Annotated in this window: 15 protein-coding genes; 10 read left to right on the top strand and 5 right to left on the bottom strand. The window is 39.8% G+C overall.

Annotated features, from left to right (window positions below; all coding sequences use genetic code 11):
• Window positions 1-212 precede the first annotated feature (212 nt).
• Both GNE10_RS10520 and GNE10_RS10515 read left to right on the top strand, forming a co-directional pair.
• A complete protein-coding gene (locus GNE10_RS10520; RefSeq protein WP_185565132.1) occupies window positions 213-1,328 on the top strand; it encodes an iron-containing redox enzyme family protein in 1,116 nt (371 codons plus the stop codon).
• 357 nt (window positions 1,329-1,685) lie between these two features.
• Entirely contained in the window at window positions 1,686-2,381 is a 696-nt protein-coding gene (locus tag GNE10_RS10515) for an SAM-dependent methyltransferase (RefSeq protein ID WP_185565131.1), read from the top strand.
• A 225-nt stretch (window positions 2,382-2,606) separates the two neighbouring features.
• On the opposite strand, the gene GNE10_RS10510 is transcribed toward GNE10_RS10515, so the two are convergent.
• Both GNE10_RS10510 and GNE10_RS10505 read right to left on the bottom strand, forming a co-directional pair.
• Entirely contained in the window at window positions 2,607-2,810 is a 204-nt protein-coding gene (locus GNE10_RS10510) for a ChaB family protein (RefSeq protein WP_185565130.1), read from the bottom strand.
• A 229-nt stretch (window positions 2,811-3,039) separates the two neighbouring features.
• The gene (locus GNE10_RS10505; protein WP_185565129.1) at window positions 3,040-3,501 is read right to left on the bottom strand and encodes a pyridoxamine 5'-phosphate oxidase family protein; all 462 of its coding nucleotides are present in this window, start codon (window positions 3,499-3,501) and stop codon (window positions 3,040-3,042) included.
• A gap of 561 nt (window positions 3,502-4,062) precedes the next feature.
• On the opposite strand from GNE10_RS10505, the gene GNE10_RS10500 reads away from it, so the two are divergent.
• Window positions 4,063-7,074 (top strand): HAD-IC family P-type ATPase, encoded by a 3,012-nt coding sequence (locus tag GNE10_RS10500; RefSeq protein WP_185565128.1) that lies wholly within the window; start codon window positions 4,063-4,065, stop codon window positions 7,072-7,074.
• A gap of 151 nt (window positions 7,075-7,225) precedes the next feature.
• The gene (gene metK / locus GNE10_RS10495; protein WP_185565127.1) at window positions 7,226-8,410 is read left to right on the top strand and encodes a methionine adenosyltransferase; all 1,185 of its coding nucleotides are present in this window, start codon (window positions 7,226-7,228) and stop codon (window positions 8,408-8,410) included.
• A 322-nt stretch (window positions 8,411-8,732) separates the two neighbouring features.
• On the opposite strand, the gene GNE10_RS10490 is transcribed toward metK, so the two are convergent.
• The gene (locus GNE10_RS10490) at window positions 8,733-9,290 is read right to left on the bottom strand and encodes a Uma2 family endonuclease (protein ID WP_185565126.1); all 558 of its coding nucleotides are present in this window, start codon (window positions 9,288-9,290) and stop codon (window positions 8,733-8,735) included.
• 313 nt (window positions 9,291-9,603) lie between these two features.
• Here GNE10_RS10490 and GNE10_RS10485 point away from each other — a divergent pair, with 313 nt between their 5' ends.
• From GNE10_RS10485 to GNE10_RS10460, 6 genes are all read left to right on the top strand, one after another.
• Window positions 9,604-9,981, top strand: a complete 378-nt coding sequence (locus tag GNE10_RS10485; protein ID WP_185565125.1) for a hypothetical protein — start codon at window positions 9,604-9,606, stop codon at window positions 9,979-9,981.
• A gap of 10 nt (window positions 9,982-9,991) precedes the next feature.
• Window positions 9,992-12,340, top strand: a complete 2,349-nt coding sequence (locus GNE10_RS10480) for a caspase family protein (protein ID WP_185565124.1) — start codon at window positions 9,992-9,994, stop codon at window positions 12,338-12,340.
• Between the two features lie 308 nt (window positions 12,341-12,648).
• Window positions 12,649-12,870 carry a bromodomain-containing protein gene (locus GNE10_RS10475; RefSeq protein ID WP_185565123.1) on the top strand — a complete coding sequence of 74 codons (222 nt, stop codon included), beginning with the start codon at window positions 12,649-12,651 and terminating at the stop codon, window positions 12,868-12,870.
• A 145-nt stretch (window positions 12,871-13,015) separates the two neighbouring features.
• Window positions 13,016-13,567: an alpha/beta hydrolase gene (locus GNE10_RS10470; protein WP_099069889.1), complete on the top strand. Its 552-nt coding sequence runs from the start codon at window positions 13,016-13,018 to the stop codon at window positions 13,565-13,567.
• Between the two features lie 117 nt (window positions 13,568-13,684).
• A complete protein-coding gene (locus GNE10_RS10465; protein WP_099069890.1) occupies window positions 13,685-14,236 on the top strand; it encodes an HdeD family acid-resistance protein in 552 nt (183 codons plus the stop codon).
• 319 nt (window positions 14,237-14,555) lie between these two features.
• Window positions 14,556-16,649, top strand: a complete 2,094-nt coding sequence (locus GNE10_RS10460) for a family 10 glycosylhydrolase (protein WP_185565122.1) — start codon at window positions 14,556-14,558, stop codon at window positions 16,647-16,649.
• A gap of 287 nt (window positions 16,650-16,936) precedes the next feature.
• Here the strand turns inward: GNE10_RS10460 and GNE10_RS10455 are convergent, their stop codons facing one another.
• Together GNE10_RS10455 and GNE10_RS35860 are read right to left on the bottom strand one after the other, a co-directional pair.
• Entirely contained in the window at window positions 16,937-17,803 is an 867-nt protein-coding gene (locus GNE10_RS10455; protein WP_185565121.1) for a phytanoyl-CoA dioxygenase family protein, read from the bottom strand.
• Window positions 17,804-18,265: 462 nt separating this feature from the next.
• Window positions 18,266-26,086 (bottom strand): non-ribosomal peptide synthetase, encoded by a 7,821-nt coding sequence (locus GNE10_RS35860; protein WP_311774803.1) that lies wholly within the window; start codon window positions 26,084-26,086, stop codon window positions 18,266-18,268.
• Window positions 26,087-26,158 lie beyond the last annotated feature (72 nt).

The raw sequence follows: 26,158 nt of genomic DNA, 5'->3' as shown, positions 1-26,158 counted from the left end.
ACCTCCTACACCTCCCACACCTCCCACACCTCCCACACCTCCCACACCTCCCACCCCTCCCACACCTCCCACACCTCCTGCTTGCCCCATGCCCCATTAGACTTAATCTTTGTTTATAACCAGGGAAAGAGGTACAGAAGGCTACTAGTGTGGAAACTTAGGTATTAGAAGTGAAACTAATTTCTCACTTTGATAAAGCTACAGAAGATTCCATGCAAAGCAATTCAGTTGTGTTCCCTAAGTTTGGGGTTAGGGAAAACATTACGCAAATAGAAGAAACAACGGGTACTAAGTACGACCGTGCCGAGCAGCAATTTATAGAACTGCTGGCAATGGAAGATTTGGATGCTCAATTAGATATCAAACCTGCAAAGGGAAATGAGTTTCAACAGACGCTTTCTATGGCAATTAAGGCTGCCTATGAAACCGATCGCGATGATGAGCAAGCTCACCTTTTTCTCCAAAGGATACTTTATCGAATTAATCGGCTAAATCTATTTTGGTACGATGATTTGCATAATTACATCAATGAGCGATCGCTTTATTTGTACTCTTGTCGCGACTTAATTGAAGCTGCTTGGCAAAAGTGGGAACTTGCACAATTGGATGTAGCTGCACTACAACAGTTGGATGTCAAACAAGCTTTAATTGAACGTGCATCAGTAGATTTGAATCCGCCTTTATCGGCTGATAGTCGCTATATCCGGGAGGAAATGAGCGAAACTGGCTATTGTCATTTGCTAGCAATCGCTTCTTTTGATGGCTTGGTAGAAGCTAGCCGTCTTTCCCGCGTTTTAGGTGGTAGTGCTAATGAAGTGCAATGTACGCTGGTGCGTGTGCTACTAGAAGAATACGGTAATGGTCGTTTATCTCGCAAGCATTCCACATTTTTTGCCCAAATGCTTGCTGAATTTGAAATGAATACTCAACCAGAAGGATATTTTGATTTAGTACCTTGGGAAGTTTTAGCTTGTGCTAATCATAATTTTCTGATGACTGAACGCAAACGCTATTTTCTACGTTACAGTGGGGCGTTGACATATTTTGAGGTGGTCGGGCCTGCGGTTTACAAAAACTATCTTGCAGCAGCGCAACGACTAAAACTTTCAGAAGCAGCGATGGGTTATTGGGAACTGCACATCAGGGAAGATGAACGCCACGGACGTTGGATGTTAGATGATGTGGCTTTGCCATTAGCAGAACAATATCCCAATGATGCATGGGAACTCGTACTTGGCTACGACCAAGAAAAATTAATGGGCGATCGCGCCGCCGGTGCTGTGGTGCGATCGATACGCCAAGCTGAACAAGCTGCTTTAGTTATGTAAAATTCCCAAAAATTAGAAATTAAAGCAGGATACAAAATACAGAATTCACAATTAATTATCGGGCAATTTTAACCGAATTAATATTTCTACGGATAAGCAAGCCATATCCGTTGGTAAGACAGAGTTTACTTGCACAATTCTGTCTATTGGTTCGTGAATTCTATTTTTTGAAAAATAGCAGAGTCTTTTTAGGATTTTAATTTGGTATTATCCACCATTTTATTCCTAATTTGCCTGCTAATTAATTTCCTTGGCAGATACTTTTTTGCTTGAGGAACAATTTGTTCTTGCTTTTATTACTAAGTAACGAATTGTTTTAATTTAAACAATCATACCTTATTGTTGAGTTAAAGTCAAATGAAAAACATCTTTTTTTGTCCTGAAGAATCTAATTTCTACTCTAACTGCTTAGAAAATCTTGTCATTAGAAATTGTCAAGATTGTGAATCCATTGTTGAATTTGGTTCTGGAGATGGCAGTCCTGTTATTAATTCTTTGTTGAGAAACAATTTTGATGGCATAATTGAGGGATTTGAATTAAATACTTCTGCATGGAAAGCAGCAAATTTAACTATTGATGAATACAATCTCAATGATAAATATGTCATCCATAATTCATCTTTGTTTGCATCTTCTCAACATGATGCCAGTTATCTGATAGCTAATCCGCCATATCTGCCAGCCCCAGACAATGATATATATATGCCACTTTTATTTGGAGGCATAGATGGCGCTGCAATTACCAACGACCTTTTGACGTTGGGTTATGAAAATGTCTTGCTTTTAGTCTCTAGTTTTTCTAATCCCAAAAGTACGCTGCAAGTAGCCAAAGAAAATGGTTATTGCGTGGAAAATTTTATGATTTTACCTTTGCGATTCGGTTACTATAGTTCTGAAGCGAAGGTGAAAAATCATATAGAAAAATTACGCAAACACAAAAAAGCCTTTTATTCTGGTGATTATTACTTTTTAGCTGGTGTATTATTTGCAAAGTGCCAAGATTGTGGAATTGATTTATCTAATGAATTAGCCCAGGTAATGACTAGTTTATGAAGAGAGCAATCGTATTTGAGTTGTGAACAATAGAGGTGTTGACTGTTGACTGTTGACTGTTGACGGTTCACAGTCAATAACCGTAACACGTAATATTTTATTGTTGATTAATTGGGCAGAAAAATTTCACTTTTTCATTGGTGACGAGATATTTGTTGCTAGTAATTTGAATCTTTATATAGTTTGGCGTATGTTTATACAGAATTGGTATTAATACTGCTTGAGCTATTCGGGCTTTTTGTGCCAATGTCCATCATCGCCTTTTTCATAATCGCGTTTCACAGCACTCCAAGCAACACGAAAAGCACTTTCTTCTTCACCATATTCTTCTAAAGCACTATTAAAAGCAGCCCGAAAAATTTCTTGGGCGTGCTGAGGTAAGTTATTTTTTACTGAATCTGGTAAATCTTTAATTTGTTGATAAGGCATAAACAAATAATCCTAATTCGGAACTAATAAGCTGTTTTGCATTTAACTTGCACATTTACTAACCGTTAACAGTTAACAGTAAATGTGAAAGTATAGTGGTGTGACAAGCCTAAATTAATGCAATAAAAATTTATTTGAAATTGTGTAATGCTCTATTTTAACCTTGTCACACCAATAAGAGATAAGTCAATAATAATTCCTCAGGAGAGGTACAAATTAATGAGTACCCTTAAAAAGCTGATGGTGTCAAAAAGTTCAGTTTTTGAGGTTTAAAACTAGAAACACTATCCCAATAATTGACTTGGTTAATATTCACCTTGAGCAAAGCAATATTCGGTTCATCCAGTCCTTTAGGAAACCAAGTTTGCAACTCTGGTTTCCAAAGTTCTCGCATTTTGTTGCGGTCTTTTACAACTTGGGAGCTACCTGAAATAGAAACGAATCGTTGTTGTTCTGATGACACGAAACTCACATTGACTTGCGGATAATGTTCAACTTCGCTCACCTTATGAGAATCGGAGTAGGTAAAAAACCAAATTGTAGCATCAGAATTAATCCCGCCACTTTTTGACATCGGATAACTATGCAAGCTACCATCGTCATCGACTGTGGTAAACATGCCATAATCAATATTTTTGATTAGTTCATCCAATTTTTGAATCTGTTTTTCCTGGTCTATAGAAGTTGTCATTGTCCTTACTTTTTGCTTTGGAATACAGCTAGGCTGACTTCACATATATATGACTAACGCAAAAACTCTCAGAAACTCTTATTCATAGGTGTCCTAAACTTATGGTTTGGAGAGACTAACCAAGATAATTTTGCGTCAGCCTGATATGTAAAAATATTATTTCTTATTATTAACTAATTTTAATTGCGATCGCGTGAGTCTACAGGGTGAATTATATTACTAATAATATCTTTGGTTTATATCTATAGAAATATTAAATTAGAAGGATATTTAATCACAGTTTACCAACTATATAGCTCTATCTCTGGAGTAGGTTTAGAACATAAGTTGAATTATTAAGCTTATTTCTTTAGATATAAATTTGCTCAATTTGACAATCAATTCAACTTGTGGGTATAACTTGAGACTGATGAATGCAGCTATTAATTTCACTAAACTTAGATTTTAAGATTTATCTTCTCAGTTTGGGCTGTGAGTATATATAACAATCAAATTTTAGAAAAATACTGATATAAAGTGGGATAATTTTTTTAGGGGCATTAATTAGGAGTAAACATTGCTGTGATTAAAGCAATACATACCATTATCAAAGGGAGAGCTAGATACAAAATAAAAGAACTCTATCGTTCACAAGAATTAAAGGAATATTTAGAGCGATCGCTCTCTCAAGAACCAGGGATAAATTATGTTTATGCCAACCCATTAAGCAGTAATATTTTAGTAATTTTTAACAAAGATATTAGCCATCATCAAATTAGTACTTTAATTAAAAAGACATTATTAGATTATCCCAAATCCATTAAACAACCAAACACAAATAAAAAAATAATTGCCAATATTCAGGAACAAAAGTTAGAAAACTGGCATTTAATGACGGTCAATAACGTCCTAGAGTTATTAAATACCTCAAAAACATCAGGATTATCAAGGGAATCTGCTGCTAAAAATCTTCAGAAATATGGCGCTAATGTTCTAGACCAAGGAGCAATTCGTTCTGATTGGAACATTATAATTGAGCAATTCCAATCTTTACCTGTAGTTTTGCTTGGTGTTGCTGCTGGAGTTTCCATTCTTACAGGTGGAGTAATAGATGCTGTGGTAATTATGGGTGTTGTTGGTTTAAATGCAGCCATTGGTTATATCACAGAAAGCCAATCAGAAAGAATCATTCATTCCCTGAAAAATCAGGAACAAACATCAACTTTGGTAATTAGAGAAGGTAAACAAATAGAAATTCCCACAGAAGATGTTGCTTTAGGAGATATTTTATTCCTCAAACCTGGTAGTTATGTAGCCGCAGATGCCCGACTGATAGAAGTTGATAATTTGAGTATTGATGAATCTGCCTTAACAGGAGAAAGTATTCCCGTTACCAAAATTACTGCTTGTTTGAGTGGTGAAGATATTCCCTTGGGCGATCGCCAAAATACGATCTACAAAGGAACTTTTGCCATTAGCGGTCAAGGATTGGCTGCGGTTGTTTCCACAGGTAAATTTACCGAAATGGGCAAAATCCAACAAATGGTTGGCGAAGCCACAGCAATCCAGACTCCTCTAGCAAAACAACTAGATGAAGTTGGTAGCCAACTAGTATTAATTGGTATGGGAATCTGCGGTTTAGTGTTTGGTATGGGAGTGCTGCGGGGATATGGTTTAGTACAAATGCTCAAATCATCCATATCCCTAGCCGTGGCTGCGGTTCCCGAAGGTTTACCCACCATCGCCACTACAACCTTAGCCTTAGGCATCCAAGATATGAGGAAAAATAACGTCCTCGTTCGCACTTTAAGTGCTGTGGAAGCATTGGGTTCCGTACAGACAATTTGTATGGATAAAACCGGGACATTAACAGAAAATAAAATGTCTGTGGTGGAGATATATGCAGACAATAAACACATTACCGTGTCTGATGGAGAATTTATTACTGGCGAAGAGAAAATTAATCCCTATACCTCTGATGAATTATTAAAGCTGATTCATGTATCAGTTCTGTGCAATGAAACACAAATCAGTTTAGACAAAGATGGCGAGTATATAGTTACAGGTTCGGCAACAGAAAACGCCTTAATTTACATGGCAATTAGCGCTGGGGTAGATGTCATTGAACTTCGAGAAAAATATCTTTTATTAGAAACAAACTTGCGGTCAGAAAATCGCAACATCATGAGTACAATTCATCAAACTCCCGATCGCCAGAAGTTAATTGCCGTCAAAGGCAGTCCCAGCGAAGTTGTGCAGATATGCCAAAAGTGGGTAAAAAATGGACAAATAGTACCTTTAAGGAAAGAAGACAAACAAGCGATGGCAATCGAAAACGATCGCATGGCAGGAAAAGCCCTGCGGGTGCTTGGTCTAGCTTACAAGCATATCAGTAAAAGGAAAAATAAAAAAAATTACGAATCAGACTTGATTTGGCTGGGTCTTGTGGGTATGGCTGACCCCATTAGAAAAGGTGCTAAAGAATTGATTGGTGATTTTCACCAAGCGGGTATTGATACAGTGATGATTACTGGGGATCAAAGCCCAACGGCTTATGCCATCGCCAAAGAATTACAATTAAATCGAGACCCCCAACTAGAAATTCTCGATTCTACAAACCTGAATAATTTGACACCGGAGGCATTAACAGCACTTAGTGACAAAGTAGATGTTTTTGCCCGTATCAGTCCCAGTAACAAACTGCAAATCGTCCAAGCATTGCAAGCAGCCGGAAAAGTCGTCGCCATGACTGGCGATGGTATTAACGATGCACCAGCATTGAAAGCCGCCCAAGTTGGTGTAGCAATGGGTAAAGGCGGTACTGATGTTGCGCGTGAAGTTGCAGATATTGTCCTGGAAGACGACAGAATAGAAACCATGATTGTTGCCGTTAGTCAAGGACGCACGATTTACAACAACATTAGAAAATCAGTGCATTTTCTGTTAGCCACAAATCTCAGTGAAATCATGGTCATGACCACCGCCACGGCATTAGGTATAGGCGAACCCTTAAATGCCATCCAACTTTTGTGGTTGAATTTGGTCACAGACATTTTCCCTGGATTGTCCTTAGCTTTAGAAGCACCAGAACCAGAAGTATTGAGTCAGTCACCCCGCAACCCCGACGAACCAATTATTAAAAACACCGATTTTGCCAGAATTGTCTTTGAATCAGGAACGCTATCCCTCAGCACCTTAGCAGCTTACAGTTATGCCATCTTCAAATATGGCATTAGTCCCCAAGCAAGCACCATTGCCTTTATGAGTTTAACTAGCGGACAATTGCTCCACACAATTAGCTGTCGTTCAGAAAAACATAGCATATTTAGTCAAGAAAAACTGCCAAATAATTCCTACTTAAATGCAGCCATTATCGGCTCATTTGCCATCCAATTTTTAGCGATCGCTGTTCCTCCCTTGAGGAATATTTTGAAAATTACCCCACTTAATATTGTAGATAGTGCTGCGATCGGATGTAGTGCTTTACTGCCATTATTAGTCAATGAATTCACAAAAGATTCTACCTCAGATCGACTCGCCCTTCCAGGAATCCAACCACAAATAAACACCGTTCAATCATCTGTGTCAGCCTAAACACAATAACTTTCTAAAACTCTTCTTACTCGGCATCCTACCTTGCAGGAAACCATTTCCGGTCTACGTGTCTTTAGCGGTAGCCTTGCTTTGCGTCTACGTTTTTTCCATACTTTAAAATCCCAATCCCAAATTGCATTGGTAAATATTTATGAAAAAAGATTTCATGTTTACATCAGAGTCAGTAACCGAAGGACATCCTGATAAACTTTGCGACCAAATTAGCGATGCGATCGTCGATCGCTTTTTACAACAAGACCCATATTCCAGAGTAATTACAGAATGTGCAGTATCTACAGGCATCGTTTTTCTCGCCGCCAGATTTGAACCCAACACCAACGTAGATTTTACTAATATAGCCAGACAAGTAATCGAACAAGTAGGTTATGAGCATAAAGAATTTAACGGTAAAACGTGCAGCATTTTAACTAGTCTCAGAGAATTACCCTTTGATACACACCATTTATTTGATGAAAATACTTTATCTGATACAGAAATCGAAAAAATCACCGTTAATAATCAAGTAACAGTTTTTGGATTTGCCTGCAATCAAACATCGAGTTTTATGCCCTTACCAATATGGCTAGCCCACAAACTTGCTAAACAAATTACTCAAGTCAGACGCCAAAAAATACTTCCATACCTGACTCCAGATGGCAAAACCCAGATAGGAGTTGAATATAAAAATCGCCGCCCATATAGAATTCATAGTATTACAGTTATTGCCAGTCAAAATAAAGCATCAAAACCAGAATTACAGCAACTACAGGATGATATTCGAGAAACAGTAATTTCCCCTATATTTCAAAATGAAGATATTAAACCAGATGCACAGACAAGAATATTTATTAATCCAGACGGGCCATTTATTCGTGGAGGCCCTGGGCTTCATTCTGGGTTAACTGGTAGAAAAAATGCCATAGATACATACGGCGAATATTCCAAACATAGTGGTTCAGCTTTAAGCGGTAAAGATCCAATTAGAATCGATAGGATAGGAGCATATATCGCCCGTTATGCAGCTAAAAATATCGTCGCAGCAAAATTAGCAGATGAATGCGAAGTACAACTAAGTTATTCTATAGGACTTTCCAGACCTGTAAGCGTCCAAGTCGAAACTTTTGGTACAGGTAAAATAGGAGATGAAGAAATCACAATTCTTTTAGAAAAATATTTTGATTTTAGACTTGCAGGAATTATTAAACAATTTAATTTAAGACATTTGCCTTCATTAAATAAAGGTTGCTTTTATCGAAAACTTGCAGCCTATGGTCATGTAGGAAGGATGGATTTAGAACTACCTTGGGAAAAATTAGATAAAGTTGATGTTTTTTAAAAGAAAGATTTAGGACTTACGCAACGCCGATATTGTCATTGCGACCGTAACGGAGTGTAGGGAAGCAATCCCAGCGTCAGGGGGGATTACTTCCCTATTGCTCGTAATGACGGAATTACGTTATTTTTGCGTAAGTCCTGAGATTATCAAAAAAAATCATGAATCAGTACAGACTATTGTAAGGGCATAGGCTTTGCCTGACCGTAGGGTAAGGTGGTTCGCCCCTACTTTGAACTGAATAGAACGTAAAAAGTAATTATAAATTCTACTTTTTTAAAAATTGTTTAGACTAACAAAAACCGTCGGCATCGCGCCCTAAAATTTAAAGTAATTCTGCTTCTTCAAATATCTGTCTTGTCGTTAATTCTAAACCTGGAAATAGAGTATCTACAATGGATATGTTATCCGTATAAACTTGATTCGATCCATCAGGCAGAAAAACTCTAATACTCATCACTTCTGAATCTATAACCCAAACTCTGGACACACCCGCAGTTAAATAATCCTTCGCTTTTTCTTCAAATTCCTTTATCGTTTGGTCTGGAGAGATAATTTCAATTACCAATTCTGGAATCACCGGACAAGCTTCATTACACTTCCAAGTTTTGGGTAAACGTTCGTAAGATATGTAGGTTAAATCTGGTAAAGGTGCCCAATCTTTACCTTGACGTTTTAAGAGAATTGCCCACTCAGGAAGAACTCTACCTTTGCCTTTGCACCATGCACGAATTAGTAATCCTAAAGCTATCTGTAAAGTTGAATGAAAAAATTTTGGAGACACTTTCGGGACTGCTTGACCATCAATAAACTCATAGTATACATCCCCTTCTGGAAGGCTTAAAAATTCTTTTAAACTCAGTTGACCTATTATGTTAACCATAAGCTGTACAAGTATAGTGGCTAATACACATATCCTACATAGAAAATAGTGGCTGTGACTATCAAATTTTGCATGAAACAAAGCAGCGATCGCTCTCGTATTGCTAAATTAATCAAGTAAATAAAAATCAATGTTAGCTTGCTACGAGCCACAGAAGTATCTATTTTTACCTTGCAATACTATTCCTATCCATAGCGTGCCAAGATTCATGGCAAAATTTATATTTATAACAATTAAGTCCGGAATTATTACTAATTGGATTGTATAAGACACTTGTGATAATTTAAGTACTAACCACAATTAGAGGTTGAAAATGGCGAGTACATCCAACGTCCAGATTAACATCGCCCTGCAAGAGCCTGATTTAGATGACGAGGAACTGCAAAACGAAACGCAGAGACTGTTGCAACAGATCCTGGAACTGGATGAAGTAGAAGAAGCTAGTCTTTTCCGTGAAGCAGAAGTGCCAGCAGGCAGCAAGTCAGTTACAGGGTTGGCTGTGGGTTGGCTAACAGCGCAGGTGAATGCCAAGAATATTAAAGCACTGATGGGATTTTTAGGCGATCGCCTTGGTAACAAGACTATTGAACTAGAAATCGAGGCCAACGGCAAGAAACTGAAAGTCAAAGCCAGCAGTCGGCAAGAGCTAGAAGCGGCAATTGAGGCAGCACAGAAATTTGTAGCAGGATAGAGTATTTCAAATGGCGAAAGTAGCATTGCTAATTGGGGTGAGTGAGTACGAGCCTGGGTTGAACCCCCTACCTAGTGCCGTAAGAGATGTTGAAGCGATGCAGCAAGTCCTGTTACACCCAGAAATGGGCTGTTTTACTGAAACAGATATTATGGTGCTAAAAAATCCCCAGCGCCAAGATATGGAGGAAGCGATCGAAAATCTATTTGCCCATCGTCAGAAAGATGATTTGTTAGTTTTCTTTTTCTCAGGTCATGGCATTAAGGATGACACTGGCAGACTGTTCCTCGCAACACGCACCACACGCAAAAGTCCCAGAGGGGATTTAATTCGCTCATCCGCAGTTTCAGCTATTTTTGTACATGAAAGCATGAGCCGTAGCCGTTCTAAACGGCAAGTTATCATTCTGGACAGTTGCTTTAGTGGTGCTTTTGCCGAGGGTTTATCAGCCAAAGATGACGGTACACTCAATATTCGCGAGCAATTGGGGGGAGAGGGGCGGGCTGTTCTTACTTCATCGAGTTCGACTCAATACTCCTTTGAGCAGCAAGGGTCAGACCTCTCAATTTATACGCGTTATTTGATTGAAGGAATTACAACTGGGGCGGCGGACTTAGATGAAGATGGCGTTGTCTCAATTGATGAGTTGCATGATTATGCCAGTAAGAAGGTTAGAGAAATACAGCCGACCATGAAGCCAGAAATCTACACAAGTAGAGAAGGCTTTAAGATTCGACTGACAAAAGTTCCCCAAGGCGATCCCAAACAGAAGTATTGTAAAGAAGTAGCGCGATATAGTAATCGTGGAGAAGTTACTTTTGTGGGCCGCAAGATTTTGGATGCTCTCAGAAGCCGCTTGGGACTATCGGAAATGGAAGCAACTGCAATTGAAGATGAGATGTTAGCAGTTGCTCGTCAGGAATTTCGAGAAAAGTTACACCGATATGAGCGGGATTTCAGTGAGGCACTCCAGCAGCAAGTAGCTCTCAGTGAAGAAGATTTCAATACGCTACGACTAAATCTTCAGCAAATTTTGGGGCTGAGGAATGAGGATACAATGCCAATTGAGGCACGGGTTACTACACAAATTCAAGCCTATAAGCGGCATTTACAACAATACGAGCAGGCATTGGCTGAGGCAATGGAACAGGAGTATCCTCTAAGTCAAGATACTCGTCATCGCTTACAGCAAATGCAGCGTGAGTGGCAAATTACTTTTGAAGATTTAGCTTTAATTGAAACCCACGTTATTACTGAAATAGAAGCATATCGACAAAAATTGCAGCAATATGAACAGATATTTGCTAGAGCAACACAGCAGCAGTATCCCTTGAGTACAACGCAGCGCAATCAACTGCGGCAGGAACAGCAACTTTTAGGTCTAAAAGACGAAAAAATTGCTCCAATTGAAAACCGAATTAAAGCTGAGATCGCAGCCTACTTGCAGAAATTACAACAGTATGAACAAGTACTGATTCAAACAATTCAACATGAATATCCGTTTAGCGAAGAGGTTCGTCAGGAATTAAAGCGATATCAGCAAATTTTAGAACTTAGAGATGAAGAAGTAGTAGAAATTGAAGAAAAAATGATTAGAAAAAGAGAGATAAATCAAACTCAAATTCAGCAATTGAGTAATTTTGAACTGCCAGAAATACCAACACAATTAGGAATATTTTCAAGTCAGGTTGTTTCAAACCAAAAAACTCCAAAAATTAAGCCAGTTAATACTAGCCAATTACCTTTACAGTGGATAATTCCGTTAATAGTTGTACTAACAGGAGGTGGTGTGGCAGTGTTCATCCAAGAATTCCGGCGATCGCAATTAGGAATATTCCCAATTCCACCTTCCAATCCCACGCCAACTCAAAGCCCTACTGTTACAAATACACAGTCACGTAGAACCATTGCACTTATACAGCCACCTCGAACCCTTGCCAACCTTGATCCTGGTTGGGTAATTCAAACCAGCAAGGAAATCCCCCTGCCAGACAATCAATTACTCCCTGCTAAAAGTTTTTTAGAAGTTATCAATACCCAACCAAATCCTAAACCTGCATCTGGAGATTTTTCAGTTAGGATGCGAGTATGTACGAATAAAAGTACGCCAATTCCAACATCCTCCCAAGTACCATTGCTATCAAAACCTGAGAAAACAGTATCGATTCAATTTCAACAACTGATGCGTTTAGGAGCCTCTGTTTTGCAATCAGGTATACCGAGTCCATGTAATAAATCACCTGACAATAATTCAAAAGCAACATCAGACACAAAAACAATGGACACTGATACAGACACTTCAGGAACGGACACGCCATCAAGCGATTCAAGCAATGAACCCATTCGAGCAATATGGTAACTAATTAGTACATTTAACTTAATAAAATTAAAGGTGCAAAGCTTCAATAGTGAAATGTTAGAAGAGATTGCAAGAGCGATCGCCAATAGCTAATACTAACAAGATTTAATCATATCCCGTATCTGATTGAGAGCTTGTAGCGTTCTAATCTAGTAAATTCAGTTGCATCAAGTATTTTTACTCAAATTTCATTAAATTTATACCCTTTGAATGAGCCTCTTCAATCCAAAGCAAGAGTGTCATCTGACATCAACCGCGTAGGATGAATAACAAGGAAATCAAATTGCAGTATATCTGTTTATTAAACAATGGATTGGAAGTATAAGTGGAAAAACGGCTATCGCCCAAGCCGAGATGAAGCGGTAAAAAACCCTCATTTGTTAGACGAAAGTCAATTCGAGACACAACAAGACCGACAGCTAGCTGAAGAAGCCACCAGGAAGCATTTAGGTATACCTGCACCAACCTTAGACGAAGAAAAATCGATATTACCTCATGCTGGTTCGCCTAATCAAAAAATTCAAAAATAATACGTTTCGGAAAATTTTGGTTGGCTGTAGGGGTGTACAGCTGTACGCCCTTAACCATTTATGCTTAGCAAAAATTTTGTAGAATAATACCTTGGGTATTTTTTACCCATGCAGCGTCCATATAAATAAAAACTTCGATAAAATAATGCAGATTTTTCAAGTTTTCAATCAATCAAACACAAAAAAACTCACTAAGTTTATTTCTCAAACTTTAGCTTTAGGTGTAGGTGCTATTGTTTTATTTTCAAGCAATAATGCTGATGCTGCCGAGCAAGTTATTTTAAAATATGGCAATTTTCAAGGGCCAATATCTGTTCAAGAATTAAATGAATTTGCAGACACTGGCAAAACTACCCCTACCTTAACAGCTTATTTGCAGGCGGCTCAACAAGAACCTGCATTAGCTCGTAAAGCCCTCAAAGCTGGCATCAAAGCCGATCGCACTTTTTTAAATAACTTACTCTCCAGTTGGGCAGGGCCAGTTTTAGTTAACCAAATTGGCGAAGTAGTTCATCCTCCCACAGGAGAACTAAACCAAGAAGCACTGCGAACTGCTTTAAGTGAATCGATTAAGCAAAATGGTGAAGTGACACTACTGGGAGCGATTCAAAATTATCCTAGTACTTCTGTGGAACTAGAAGGAGATCGTCTCATCGTTGTTTATGAACGTTTAAGCACTCTTGCAGACAACTTTTGATAGGTAGTTAGTGTTGAAATTTAATACCCATGAGTCTACCTCAAGATTCTACCCCATGACTTAGAAGTTCTTTAACATAATTGCAGAATTTAATCTAAGCATAAGGAAAGAATTTCTATGACAACCGATGTATCTCAAGATATTAAAAAACAACTTAATGGTTCGCTAATAATTGGTATTCTGTTGATTGTTGCAGGCATCATTGGGATTGCAGTACCTACATTCACCACCATATTTGCGGAAACTTGGTTTGCAGCGATTTTAACTTTTGCTGGATTTACAAAATTAGTTTACGCTTCCCAAACCCGCGATCGCGGAGGTTTTGTTTGGAAACTTTTATTAAGCGGACTGTACATTGCCACCGGCATCATGCTATTGGCTTATCCTTATACAGGCATCCTCACACTAACCCTGCTGCTTGGTACCTTTTTGTTGACTGAAGGCACATTCGAGTTAATTCTGGCCTTCCAGTTACGCGGGCAACAAAACTGGACATGGGTATTAGTGAACGGCATTATCACACTAGTCTTAGGTGCAATGATTTGGTTTCAGTGGCCCTTCAATGCGCCTTGGTTACTCGGAACACTAGTTGGTGTCAGCGTTCTATTCACCGGCATTTCCCGCCTCATGCTGTCATTGAATCTGCGTTCTGCCTTAAATGAATTGTAGGACTGGGGAGATAAGAAGACGCGGGGACGGGGGGACACGGAGACGCCCAGAACATTAGACTTCTAAGAGAAATCTGGAAAAGGGGAAGGGGGAAAGGTTTGGTATTTTCCCTTTCCCCTTTAACCCCTTCGGGGTTCGCCAGTCGCTCATGGGGGAAACCCCCAAGACCGCGCTGGCTCACCTTTTCCCTTTTCCCAAGACTGCAAAAGCCCAATGACGGCACTAAAAAGTTTACATGAGATTGCAGCAGCGATCGCTCTGGTATTGCTAAATTAACAAAGGTAATCAAAATCCAGGCTAGCTAGCTGCAATCTCAACAATGGTATCTATCTCTACTCCGTTCTCAGATATTCAAAACCATTGGGCACGCTTGTTTATCACAGCCTTAGCCCAACGTAATATTGTCAGTGGATTGCCCAACGGCACTTATCGCCCCGATAATTCGCTTACCCGTGCTGAGTTCGCCGCCATCATCGCTAAGGCATTTGCAACAATTGTTAAGAAACGGCAGTATGTCCCCTTTGTTGATGTACCTAGTAGTTTTTGGGCAGCAGCAGCCATTCAAACAGCTTACGAAAAAGCATTTATTAGCGGATTTCCAGATAAAACCTTTCGTTCTGCTAACCGAATTACCAAAACAGAAGTTTTAGTTTCTTTGGTATCAGGCTTAGAAATTGCCACAAAAATAAAACCTGACCTTATTTCTAATCTTGGACAAATTTATCAAGATGCTGCTCAAATTCCTGAATATGGCAAAAATCAGATAGCTATTGCCACTAGTGCAGGATTAGTAGTAAATTTCCCAAATCTGAAATTACTTAGTCCCAATGTTGCAGCTACCCGTGCAGATGTGGCTGTGATTGTTTATCAAGCTTTGGTGTATTTAGGTGTAGCAGAAAAGATTGCCTCTACTTACCTCGTGGTGCCACCAACACCCACACCAACACCCACACCAACACCCACACCAACACCCACACCCACACCAACACCCACACCAACACCCACACCGATACCTCCCGGTAAAGTGAAGCTAAATCATACCAGAGAATTTCGGGGAGTGTGGGTGGCATCTGTATGGAATGGTGATTGGCCTTCCAAAACAGGACTTTCTGTTGAGCAACAGAAAGCTGAATTCACAGAAATTACCGTTAAATTACAAGCACTGAACTTCAACGCCCTGATTTTCCAAGTCAGGCCAGAGGGCGATGCTTTGTATGAATCTCAATTAGAACCTTGGAGTGGTTGGATTACAGGAACTCAGGGGAAAGCACCCGAACCATTTTACGATCCTTTAGCATTTGCGATCGCAGAATGTCACAAGCGCAATATAGAACTTCATGCTTGGTTCAACCCTTACCGCGCCAGTACTTCCACTAACCCAGCTAAAACCGTCTATCCCCACATAGCAGTCACCAATCCAGAAACCGTTTATCTGTGGAAAACTCAACGCTGGATGGATCCAGGGCTGAAAATAGTCCAAGACAGGGCTTACAACGTAATTCTCGATGTATTGAAACGCTACGATATTGATGGCGTTCACTTAGATGATTATTTCTACCCCTATCCTGTAGAGGGACAATCTTTCCCTGATGAAAAAACCTACGCCGCTTACAAAGCAGCTGGTGGTACACTCAGCCTCGGTGACTGGCGACGGGATAATGTTAACAAAATGGTACTGCGTCTCTCCGAAGGAATTAAAGCAACTAAACCCCACGTGAAATTTGGTATTAGCCCCTTTGGAATTTATCGCCCCGGACAACCCGCCGGTATTACTGGCTTAGATGCTTACAATGTGCTGTATGCCGACTCCAAGAAATGGCTAGAACAAGGCTGGATTGATTATATTGCGCCTCAACTGTACTGGCGCACAGACCAACCACAACAAAGTTATTCTGCATTGTTAAAGTGGTGGACAGACATCAACACAAAGCAAAGACACGTTTATGCAGGTAACAATCTCACAGAACCAAGCAACAAAAGTCGAGAAAGTGATGAAATTGAAAAGCAAGTGAAAATTAGTCGTAGTCAAACTGCAAACTTATCATTAGGCAATATTTTCTTTAATCTCAGTGTTTTGAGAGAAAATAGTCAAGGCATAGCCGATCGATTCCAAAGTGTGCTTTATAACAAACCTGCTCTACCTCCTAGTATGTCTTGGCTGGATACAACATCACCCACTCCACCCACTGGACTAGAAGTCAATAACCGCAAACTTAGTTGGCAGCCTGGAGATAATCAGCCTGTTCGTTCCTGGGCCCTTTATCGGCAAACCAGCGATGATACTTGGACAATTCAACGAATTTTGTCTGCTGGTACAACCTTTGCCACCGTCCAACAAGCAGGAACCTACGCCGTGTGTGCAGTGGATAGGCTGGGGAATGAAAGTTTAGGAACGGTGATTACAGTTAATTAAATCCAGATAACAATAAATCAATACCGTTCAGTTAGTAATATCATGTCCGGTTGAATACTTATCATGTAGACTGACGCGGAGACACGGCGACGCGGGGACGCGGAGAATTTTTTTAATAAGTAATTAAACGAACATGATATAATAAACACCTTTCAAAACTTACGCAAAAACCCTCTCAAACTCTTATTTCTTTGCGTTCTTTGTACCTTTGCGGTTCATTTATTCTGACTTATCTGCACCGGATTAGATGATAAATAGGCGCTGAAATTAGACTAAAAATTCATGCTTTATCGGAGTTTAGAGATTTTGGTAAGAGAATGCTCGGATAATATATCACATGCTAAAGGAATAACAGGCCGATAATCTTGACTAACAAGAAAATCTGGTCGTGGTTTAACTACTGGAGAAGGAATATTTTCAATGCTATTATAAGTAATAATTACTGTGGAACGCCCAAAGGGCGAAATATTGTTCGTGGAAGCATGGACAATATTACTATCAAAAAATACTACAGAACCCGCCGCAGCTTTGATAAAAGCTATTCCGTATTTTGAGACTAAATTTGTAATTAATTCTTGGTTGAGAGAGTACTTCAAATTAGCACTAAAACTCGACATCCATCTAGGACTATCACTAGAATTATGAACATTTTTAGGTGTTTCTCTAGAATTATGAACCGCAACATCAATCATCTCTTCTCGATGAGAGCCAGGAATTACAAATAGCGGGCCATTAAATTCATTCATATCATCTAATAAACACATAGCATTGACTACTTGTGGTCTTGGCATTCCATCTTCTTTACGCCAATAAATATAGTCTTGATGCCACTTCCAAATATCGCCACTAAATGCTGCTTTGATATTAATTTTGAATTGATAGATATATACTTCACTACCAACTATTTGCATCGCAGGTTCAACAATAAATGAATGTCGTGTCAAACAATTGAAAACATTATTACTTGTGTGAACACCGTGCAATGACCGCACAGTTTTACCATCTTTTTCTAAAATTCTTTTAGGTGAATCTTTTACAGATAAACCAGATAATTCTGCTTTCATTACCTCGATTTCAGCACGAGAAAAATATTCTGGCAATACAAGAAATCCTTGGGCTTTGTATATTGATAATTGTTCTTGTGTTAGATACATATTAAAACCATAAATCTATGAACAACTCAAATTTAACTCTTTTGATCTTGAGTAAAATTGTCGAAAATACTTAAATTATTCATGTATAATTGAAGTGTATGACTACTTAAAAATACCTGCATTACCTCTGATTGATTTATTTATTAATGAGTAGTACTTAACTGTTTATTTTTACAAAAATCCTCTAGTTAAGAAACAGGCACTAGTAATAAGGAACTGTAGTTATCACTTCAAAGTCGTAACTTAAAAAAAATCTTTTTCCAGATGCAACGCCCAGTTATTACAAACCCACGCTTTAAAACGTGGGTTTCCCTCTTCTTTCTTCACTATTTCCTATTCCCTGTTTAGCAATCGCAAAAAATAACATGTTAAGACTGTTATTTGACTACCGTTGACAGTTAACAGTCAACAGTGAACAGTCAACACCGATTTTGTTCACAACTGAAATAGGATTGCTATATCTCACATATTTAAAAATCCACTACTTTGGAAATAATTTAAATATTTTCTAATTAATTCTGTATTCATTGATGGACATCTGGTAGACGTATCAGCAATTGCATTTAGTGTATTGCGACAGTCTAAATCAGCAGTATTTTGATATAACTCCCAAGCAGCTACTTGTTGATTCACTTTTTCAGTGAACATAGGCAAAAGAGGGAATAAAGGATTTGAATGGGAATACTGAGCTTGATGAATTAACTTCTCTGTCCATTGAGCATAAGGTACTTTCTGAAGCTGGTATCCGCAAGCCGATATCAATTCAAATAATTGAATTAAATCGATGTTTTCTGATGGTAAAGGTACTATATGAAAAGCCTTTCCTAAAGATTCTGGCTTTTGAGATATTGTGACAATGGCTTTACTAGCATAATCTACAGTAATTAAATCTTGTTTTTGATTAATTAATTCTGGAAAACTACCTACTTGGATACAACCTTTAATTAATCTCGATATGAAATCATCTGTATTAGTTACACCAGTTTGGGAATGACCCATTAAAAATCCCGACCTGATCACTGTTACAGGGATTCCTCTAGATTTAGCAATCCAAACAAGTTTTTCAGCCACCCATTTACTTTGTGTATAGCCAATCTCTTGAGAAAGATAAGGTTCACTTTTATCAATATCATCATCTTCATAAACGATATCTATTCCATTTAAACAAGCCATTGCCCCAAAAACAGCCATTGTTGAGATGTAGTGTACTGGCTTGATTTTTTGCTGACACGCTAATCTCAAAACTTCTTGCGTACCAAGAACATTTGCTGCCTTAACTACAGAATATGGTTTAGCAAAGTTGACTTGAGCGCCACTATGATAAATAACATCAATTTGTGCTGCTAACTTTTCAAATTGCTCTAGAGAGATACCAAAACTAGGTAAAGCTAAATCTCCTGGGATGGGAATGATTCTAGAGCTTTGCCTTGCATCCCAAATTAAATATTTTTCTAGAGTTTCCTGTAGTCTTTTGAAACCTTCAGTTTCGTTTTTAGCACGTACCAAACAATATATTTTTGCCTGAGTTTGCTGTAGTAATTCATGTACTAAGAAAGCACCTAAAAAGCCTGTTGCTCCTGTGAGGAAAATATGGCTTGGTTGAGTGATATCCTGAGTAAATATTGTCGGAGAATAGATGTTTGCATCGAGTACGGCTTCAGCTTGGAGATTAATAACAGTATTGAGAACAGTAGTGTCTTGTTGATGCAGCTTTTCAAGAATTTGGCTGAGTCCTTCGATGGTTTGCTGCTCAAAAATACATCTGACCGGCAGTTCTACTTGAAAAGTTTCTCGTACAGACATGATTAACTGAGTTGCTAATAGGGAATTACCACCGAGTTCAAAGAAATTATCTTGAATTCCCACAGCATCGCTAGCCAACACCTTAGTCCAAATAGCAACCATTTTTTCCTCAGTAGGAGTACGAGGTTTAATTAATGTAGCTTCTAGGGTGGTTCTGGATCGATCTGGGGCAGGTAGCGATCGCCGATCTAACTTACCATTGGGTGTTAGTGGCAATTTCTCTAAGCATACAAAGGCTGTAGGCACCATGTATTCTGGTAGCTTTTGTTCCAGAAAACGGCGGAGTTCCACTGCTATTTTGCGGGTAAATTTGCTCTGTAGAGGTTGATTAGCATAGTAATTCCAAGGTTGAATAGAAACTGCATCTTCATCAGCAGTGGCTACCCCTTCAACTTTTTCTCTGTGGCGATGTCTGAAAACTACGTCGTAACAATCAACTAAACTCGATTCTGACCAAGTAATATCCAGCAAATAAGGTAAATCTTCGCTGAGATTCCACAATTCTAGCGGATCGATACCAATTTGGGGAAGTTGTTCTAAATGCGATCGCAACTCTTCTACAGTCTTCGGCATATCCTGGCTGTTGAGCAACTCTATAGTTTTCACTTCCTGAATTACTCTGCCATTGGGTACATTTTTAATTCCTAGAATCTCTGGCTGAGTTGCTAATAACAGGTGGCGAACAGATGACAAAGTTAGTTGTTGCTGTTGCCAATCCAACCAAGTAATTCCAACAGTGTCATCGCTATTAGTTCCTATATGTAAAATTGCATCGTAGCGGAACTTTGTCATTTCATTGTGATGCTGACCCCGTTTGAGTTCAATTTGCACGCGGCCAATCTTAGGCAAATGTTGTTGCAATGCTCGAAAAAAGTCTGGGTGAATTACCAATTCTTCCTCTTGGTTGAGGCGTTGGCGAATCTGCTCTTGTAACTGGATTGTGGAAAGTGTGGATGATGCTTGATACAGTGCTACAGAAGTGTGGTAAGCCTCTAGTAAAGGTAAACTACGTACATCTCCAATAAATATTAAACCACCAGGCTCCACAGCATTAACAGCTCCCGTCAAAACTTCCAGCAAATAGTCAATGCTAGGAAAATACTGAATTACCGAATTGATAATTACCGTATCGAAGGTATTAGCTTCAATACCTGCAAAATTGTCAGCCGGTCTGGGTAACAAAGTCAGTTGCGGCCAATCTGGATGGGATATTTGCAGCCGTTGGATTTGTCGCAGTGCTTCCGGTGCAAAATCAGTACCCCAATATTTACTGCAATGGGAAATAATTCTGCATAGCAATAAACCCGTACCGCAACCAATTTCTAGTACTTGGCTGGGTTGCAGAGAAAGAATTCGTTCAACAGTGCAATCTACCCACTCGCGCATTTCTGGGGCGGGAATAGGCAAACCCGTATAACTACTGTTCCAACCAATAGTATTGAATACTTGGTTTTCTTCCTCAGTAGTTTGTTTGTAGGTTTGATCGTAAATTGTTTGCCACTGGGAAAGGTGTTCGGTTTGCCAATTTGCTAATAATGGGGCATTCTCATCTTGTTGATTCTGCACCACATAAGCCACTAAACGCTTTTGTCCGGGTACATCTTCCCGATCTATGACTACGGCTGTTTTCACTGAAGGATGTTGCGCCAAAACCCCTTCAATCTCTCCTAATTCAATTCGGAAACCACGAATCTTTACTTGGTGGTCGATACGGCTGAGATACTCGATATTGCCATCGGGGAGATAACGAACTAAATCCCCCGTTTTGTAAAGGCGATCGCTTGCTTGTGATTTATGAAATAAATTAGGAATAAATCGAGCATCTGTAAGGTCACGACGATTGAGATAACCACGCGCTAAACCAGCACCACCAATGTGGAGTTCTCCTGGTACACCTACAGGCACGGGTTGTAACTGAGAGTCAAGTATATAAAACTGAGTATTGGCCATCGGGCGACCAATTAGAACTTGTCCGTCTTCTGATACCATTTTATGTGTTGCTGACCAAATGGTAGTTTCAGTGGGGCCATAAAGGTTCCATAAGCTAGCACATCGCTGTTGCAACTGTTGAGCTAATTTTTTCGGTAAAGCTTCCCCGCCACACAGGATTTTTAAATTTTTGCTGCCTTGCCAACCTACTTCTAGAAGCAATTGCCAAGTGGCTGGGGTTGCTTGCATGACGGTAACGCCATTGGTTAATTTTGCCATTAACGCTGTGCCATCCATAGCCTCTTCCCGACTGGCTATAATCACAGAAGCACCGAGAGTCATGGGTAGGAAAATTTCCAGTACAGCAATATCAAAGGATAAAGTAGTAACCGAAAGCAGTATATCTTGCTCTGTCAGTTCCAAATGCTGACCCATGAAGTGGAGGAAATTAACCACAGAACGATGCATAATTTGTACACCCTTCGGCTTGCCAGTGGAACCGGAGGTGTAGATTACATAAGCTAAGTTCTCAGAATTAGCATTACCATCGAGATTATCTTGGCTTTGTGTTGTAATATCCTGCCAGTCTCGCTCCAAACAGACAATCTGCCCTTGATGTTCGGAAAGTTGTGCCAACAAATGTTGCTGGGTTAAAAGTACTGATAGCTGGGAGTCTGACAGCATTAAAGATAAACGCTGTTGGGGATAAGCTGGATCTAGAGGTATATAAGCCCCACCAGCTTTGAGAATCCCTAACAGAGCTACAATCATCTCCAAAGAACGTTCTACACAAATCCCCACCAATACATCCGGCCCTACACCTAAAGCTTGTAAATGACGGGCTAACTGATTGGCTCTAGCATTCAACTCGCGATAAGTTATTTGTTGATTTGCAAATGTCGCCGCTACAGAATCCGGTACACGCTGTACTTGGGCTTCAAATAGTTGATGAATGCAAATTTGTTGGGGGAAATCACTTTGAGTTTGATTCCATTCCACCAATAATTGTTGGCGTTCAGCAGATGTTAGAAGCGGTAAGTCTGCAACCTTCTGGTCTGGATTAGCGACAATCCCCGCGACTAAAGTTTGGAAATTTTCCCCTAACCGAGAGATAGTATCAACATCAAATAAGTCAGTACTGTATTCAAACCAGCCACTAATCCCATCTGGGGTTTCAAATAATTCTAGGAATAAATCAAATTTGGCTGTACCATTGTGTTCCAAGCGATGATTGATTCTTAAACCAGAAAGTTCCAAAGCTTGCATAGGTACATTTTGCAGCGCAAAGCAGATTTGGAATAAGGGATGGCGGCTTAAATCCCGCTCTGGTTCTAGTTCTTCTACCAGTTTTTCAAAGGGTATATCTTGATGAGCGTAAGCTTCTAAAGTCACTTCTCGGACTTGTTTGAGCAGCTGGCGGAAGGTGGGAGAACCAGAAAAATCACTGCGTAGTACTAAAGTGTTAACAAAAAATCCGATTAAACTTTCAATTTCCTGATGATGACGGTTGGCAATTAAAGAACCTACTGGAATGTCTTCGCTACTCGTATAGCGGTATAACAATGTTTGAAATGCTGCCAACAAAGTCATAAACAAAGTACATCCCTCTTGCTGGCTGAACCGAATTACTGCCTCGCTGAGAGATTTAGAGAATGCTAAAGGTTGACGCGCCCCGCGATAAGTTTGAATGGCTGCACGGGGGCGATGGCTGGGTAACTGTAAAATGGGTAAATCTGCTAATTGTTGCTTCCAATAACTTAGTTGCTCTGATATGACTTTTCCTTGCAACCATTGTTGTTGCCAAACAGCAAAGTCGGCATACTGAATGTTTAATTCACCTAAAGGAGAAGGTAAACCATTGGCAAAACTTTGATACAGCAATGTCAATTCTCGAAACAATACGCCCACAGACCAACCATCAAAAATAATGTGGTGAATGCTCAAAAGCAGTAGAGATTCCTCTGCATCTATCTGGATTAAGGTTGCCCGCAATAACGGCCCCCGGTTGATATTAAATGGTTGCTGGAACTCTTCAATTCTCAACCGCCCAATTTCTATATCTTTTTCTAATTCAGATAAACAACGCAAATCAACCAGATATATAGGTACACTTACAGCAGGAGCAATAATTTGTACAGACTGCCCATTTAATGAAGCAAAAGTGGTGCGTAAAACTTCGTGCCGCCGCACAATTTCGTTGATGCTTTGTTCTAAAGCTTTCACATTTACCCGACCAAACAAGCGAAAGCTTTGGGGGAAATTGTAAAGGGGACTGTCAGGTAACAACTGTTCGAGAAACCACAATCTCTGCTGGGCAAAGGAAAGAGGTAAGTTTTGGTTGCGGGTTACAGGTGCCAGTGCCCAAGTGCGCCATTCTTGATGTTGCTTGAGTTGCACTTCGATACTTTTAGCCAAGCCCTCAACGGTAGGTGCATCGAATAAATGCCGTAATGGTATATCGAATTGATAGGTATCTCGAATGCGAGAAGTTACCTGTGTGGCTAACAGTGAGTGTCCCCCCATCTCAAAAAAGTTATCGTGGACGCTAATGTGCTGCAAGTTTAAAACTTCCTGCCAAATTTTTGTGAGTACTTCCTCAACGGCGGTACGAGGTAAAACAAAATCTTGCTCTGAATTCCATCGGTTGCTGTGTGGTACTGGTAGGGAGCGACGATCTACTTTGCCGTTGGGTGTGAGTGGCAATGCATTTAACATCACAAAACTTGAAGGCAGCATATAATCTGGTAACTTCTGTTGGAGAAATCTCCGAAGATTACCACTAATTGTCCGCTGCAAGGTTTTCCATAGATGTTGGGTTTCTAAGATATGGTCTATGCTTTGGTTAAAGAAGACTTTTTCACTGGGTGTGAGAGTCAACTCAACACCAGCCCGCTTACCCCGACTCCAAGCAACGCAGCCATTTAACCAAAGTTCTTCTGATATTATTGGCAACTTCAGACAAATACGGACTTGTTTACCTCTTTCCCAACTAAATGGCACGTCTACTAAGCACACGCCACCATTGGAAATATCTTCTGTTTGCAGTTTTACTATCCGATTGTCATCAGTCTCTACTCGGCAAAGACTTTGGTAAGGTACTCGTTCGGGAATTAAGTTGGAAACAATATAAGCAACTAAACGCTTGTTTCCAGGCACATCTTCACGCGCTATGACTGCGGCTTCGCGCACATCAGGATGTTGCAATAATATTGTCTCGATTTCTCCTAACTCTATACGGAAGCCGCGAATCTTCACTTGTTGGTCGATTCGACCGAGGTATTCTATATTCCCATTTGGTAAGTAACAAGCCAAGTCGCCTGTTTTATACAAGCGATGGGATTTAGCGTCAGGATTGGGAATAAAGCGTTCGTGAGTTAAATCTGGTCGATGGAGATAACCCCTAGCTAAACTAACGCCACCAATGTATAACTCTCCTGGAACACCGATAGGAACTGGCTTTAACTGATTATCGAGTATGTAGATTTGAGTGTTAGCTATGGGACGACCTATGGAGGGATAAGTAGGCCAGGAATCAGGATTCTTATCTAATGTTAAAGCTGTGACCACATGGGTTTCTGATGGCCCGTAGTGGTTGTGAAATGAGCAGTGTGGCAAGGATTTGAATAATTTGACAATGGCTGGAGTAATTTGCAATTGCTCGCCTGTGGTGGTAACTTCTTTGAGGCTAGTAAATAATTCCCAGCCAGACGCAGCTAGTTCTGCCATTTGCTGTAGTATGACCACAGGCAAAATCGCTTTTTCAATTTCTTGGTTGTGAATGAAGTGAGCTAAAGCTGTGGTGTCCCGGCGCAAGTTTTCTGAGATGAGAAACAAAGTTCCCCCGGAACACCAAGCCGCAAACATTTCATGAAAGCTAGCATCAAAGCTCAAGGAGGCAAATTGTAGGGTACGGACGCCTGTTAGTAGTGAGTTTAAATGCCATTGCAATAAATTCACTAAAGGACGATGAGCTAAACAAATACCCTTCGGTCTGCCTGTTGAGCCAGAGGTATAGATGATATATGCTAAATTCTCTGCTGTGACTTCTGTGGAGGGATTTTCCTGGCTGTATTGGTTTATCTTGTCCCAGTCGGTATCTAAACAAATAACTTGTGCTTGATGTTTGGGAAGCTCTGATAATAATTGCTGCTGTGTGAGTAATATGGATATCTGCGTATCCTCAATCATGAAAGCTAAACGCTCTTGGGGATATGCCGGATCTAGTGGTAAATAAGCAGCACCAGCTTTGAGAACCGCCAAAACTGCGATCGCCATTTCCGATGTTCTTTCTACACAGATTCCCACAGGCATATCTGGTTTCACACCCAAGGAATGCAAATAATGTGCTAGCTGATTCGCTCGCTGATTGAGGTTCTGGTAAGTCAGTGAAGATTGTTCCGGGTGATTTTCTACTTCTGGGATGACAGCTAAGGTATGTGGCGATCGCTCCACCTGGGCTTCAAATAGTTGATGAACGCATTTATCTAATGCGTAGTTAGTATTGGTCTGATTCCAATTGTCTAATAACTCTTTTTTCTCACTTACTGACAAGAGCTTTAGTTGATGAAAATATTCTGAATTTTGAATAATCTGATTCGCTAAAAATAGTAATCTCTCTAATAC

The sequence above is a fragment of the Nostoc sp. 2RC genome (assembly GCF_014222165.1).
Lineage (GTDB): Bacteria > Cyanobacteriota > Cyanobacteriia > Cyanobacteriales > Nostocaceae > Nostoc > Nostoc linckia.
The sequence above is the reverse complement of the archived record's forward strand: the minus strand, read 5'-3'. Positions and strand labels throughout refer to the sequence as shown.

Excerpts from the sequence above, each read along its gene's own strand:
- GNE10_RS10520 (WP_185565132.1), top strand. The coding sequence starts at position 213 with ATGCAAAGCAATTCAGTTGTGTTCCCTAAGTTTGGGGTTAGGGAAAAC.
- GNE10_RS10515 (WP_185565131.1), top strand. The coding sequence starts at position 1,686 with ATGAAAAACATCTTTTTTTGTCCTGAAGAATCTAATTTCTACTCTAAC.
- GNE10_RS10510 (WP_185565130.1), bottom strand. The coding sequence starts at position 2,810 with ATGCCTTATCAACAAATTAAAGATTTACCAGATTCAGTAAAAAATAAC.
- GNE10_RS10505 (WP_185565129.1), bottom strand. The coding sequence starts at position 3,501 with ATGACAACTTCTATAGACCAGGAAAAACAGATTCAAAAATTGGATGAA.
- metK (WP_185565127.1), top strand. The coding sequence starts at position 7,226 with ATGAAAAAAGATTTCATGTTTACATCAGAGTCAGTAACCGAAGGACAT.
- GNE10_RS10490 (WP_185565126.1), bottom strand. The coding sequence starts at position 9,290 with ATGGTTAACATAATAGGTCAACTGAGTTTAAAAGAATTTTTAAGCCTT.
- GNE10_RS10485 (WP_185565125.1), top strand. The coding sequence starts at position 9,604 with ATGGCGAGTACATCCAACGTCCAGATTAACATCGCCCTGCAAGAGCCT.
- GNE10_RS10480 (WP_185565124.1), top strand. The coding sequence starts at position 9,992 with ATGGCGAAAGTAGCATTGCTAATTGGGGTGAGTGAGTACGAGCCTGGG.
- GNE10_RS10475 (WP_185565123.1), top strand. The coding sequence starts at position 12,649 with ATGGATTGGAAGTATAAGTGGAAAAACGGCTATCGCCCAAGCCGAGAT.
- GNE10_RS10470 (WP_099069889.1), top strand. The coding sequence starts at position 13,016 with ATGCAGATTTTTCAAGTTTTCAATCAATCAAACACAAAAAAACTCACT.
- GNE10_RS10465 (WP_099069890.1), top strand. The coding sequence starts at position 13,685 with ATGACAACCGATGTATCTCAAGATATTAAAAAACAACTTAATGGTTCG.
- GNE10_RS10460 (WP_185565122.1), top strand. The coding sequence starts at position 14,556 with ATGGTATCTATCTCTACTCCGTTCTCAGATATTCAAAACCATTGGGCA.
- GNE10_RS10455 (WP_185565121.1), bottom strand. The coding sequence starts at position 17,803 with ATGTATCTAACACAAGAACAATTATCAATATACAAAGCCCAAGGATTT.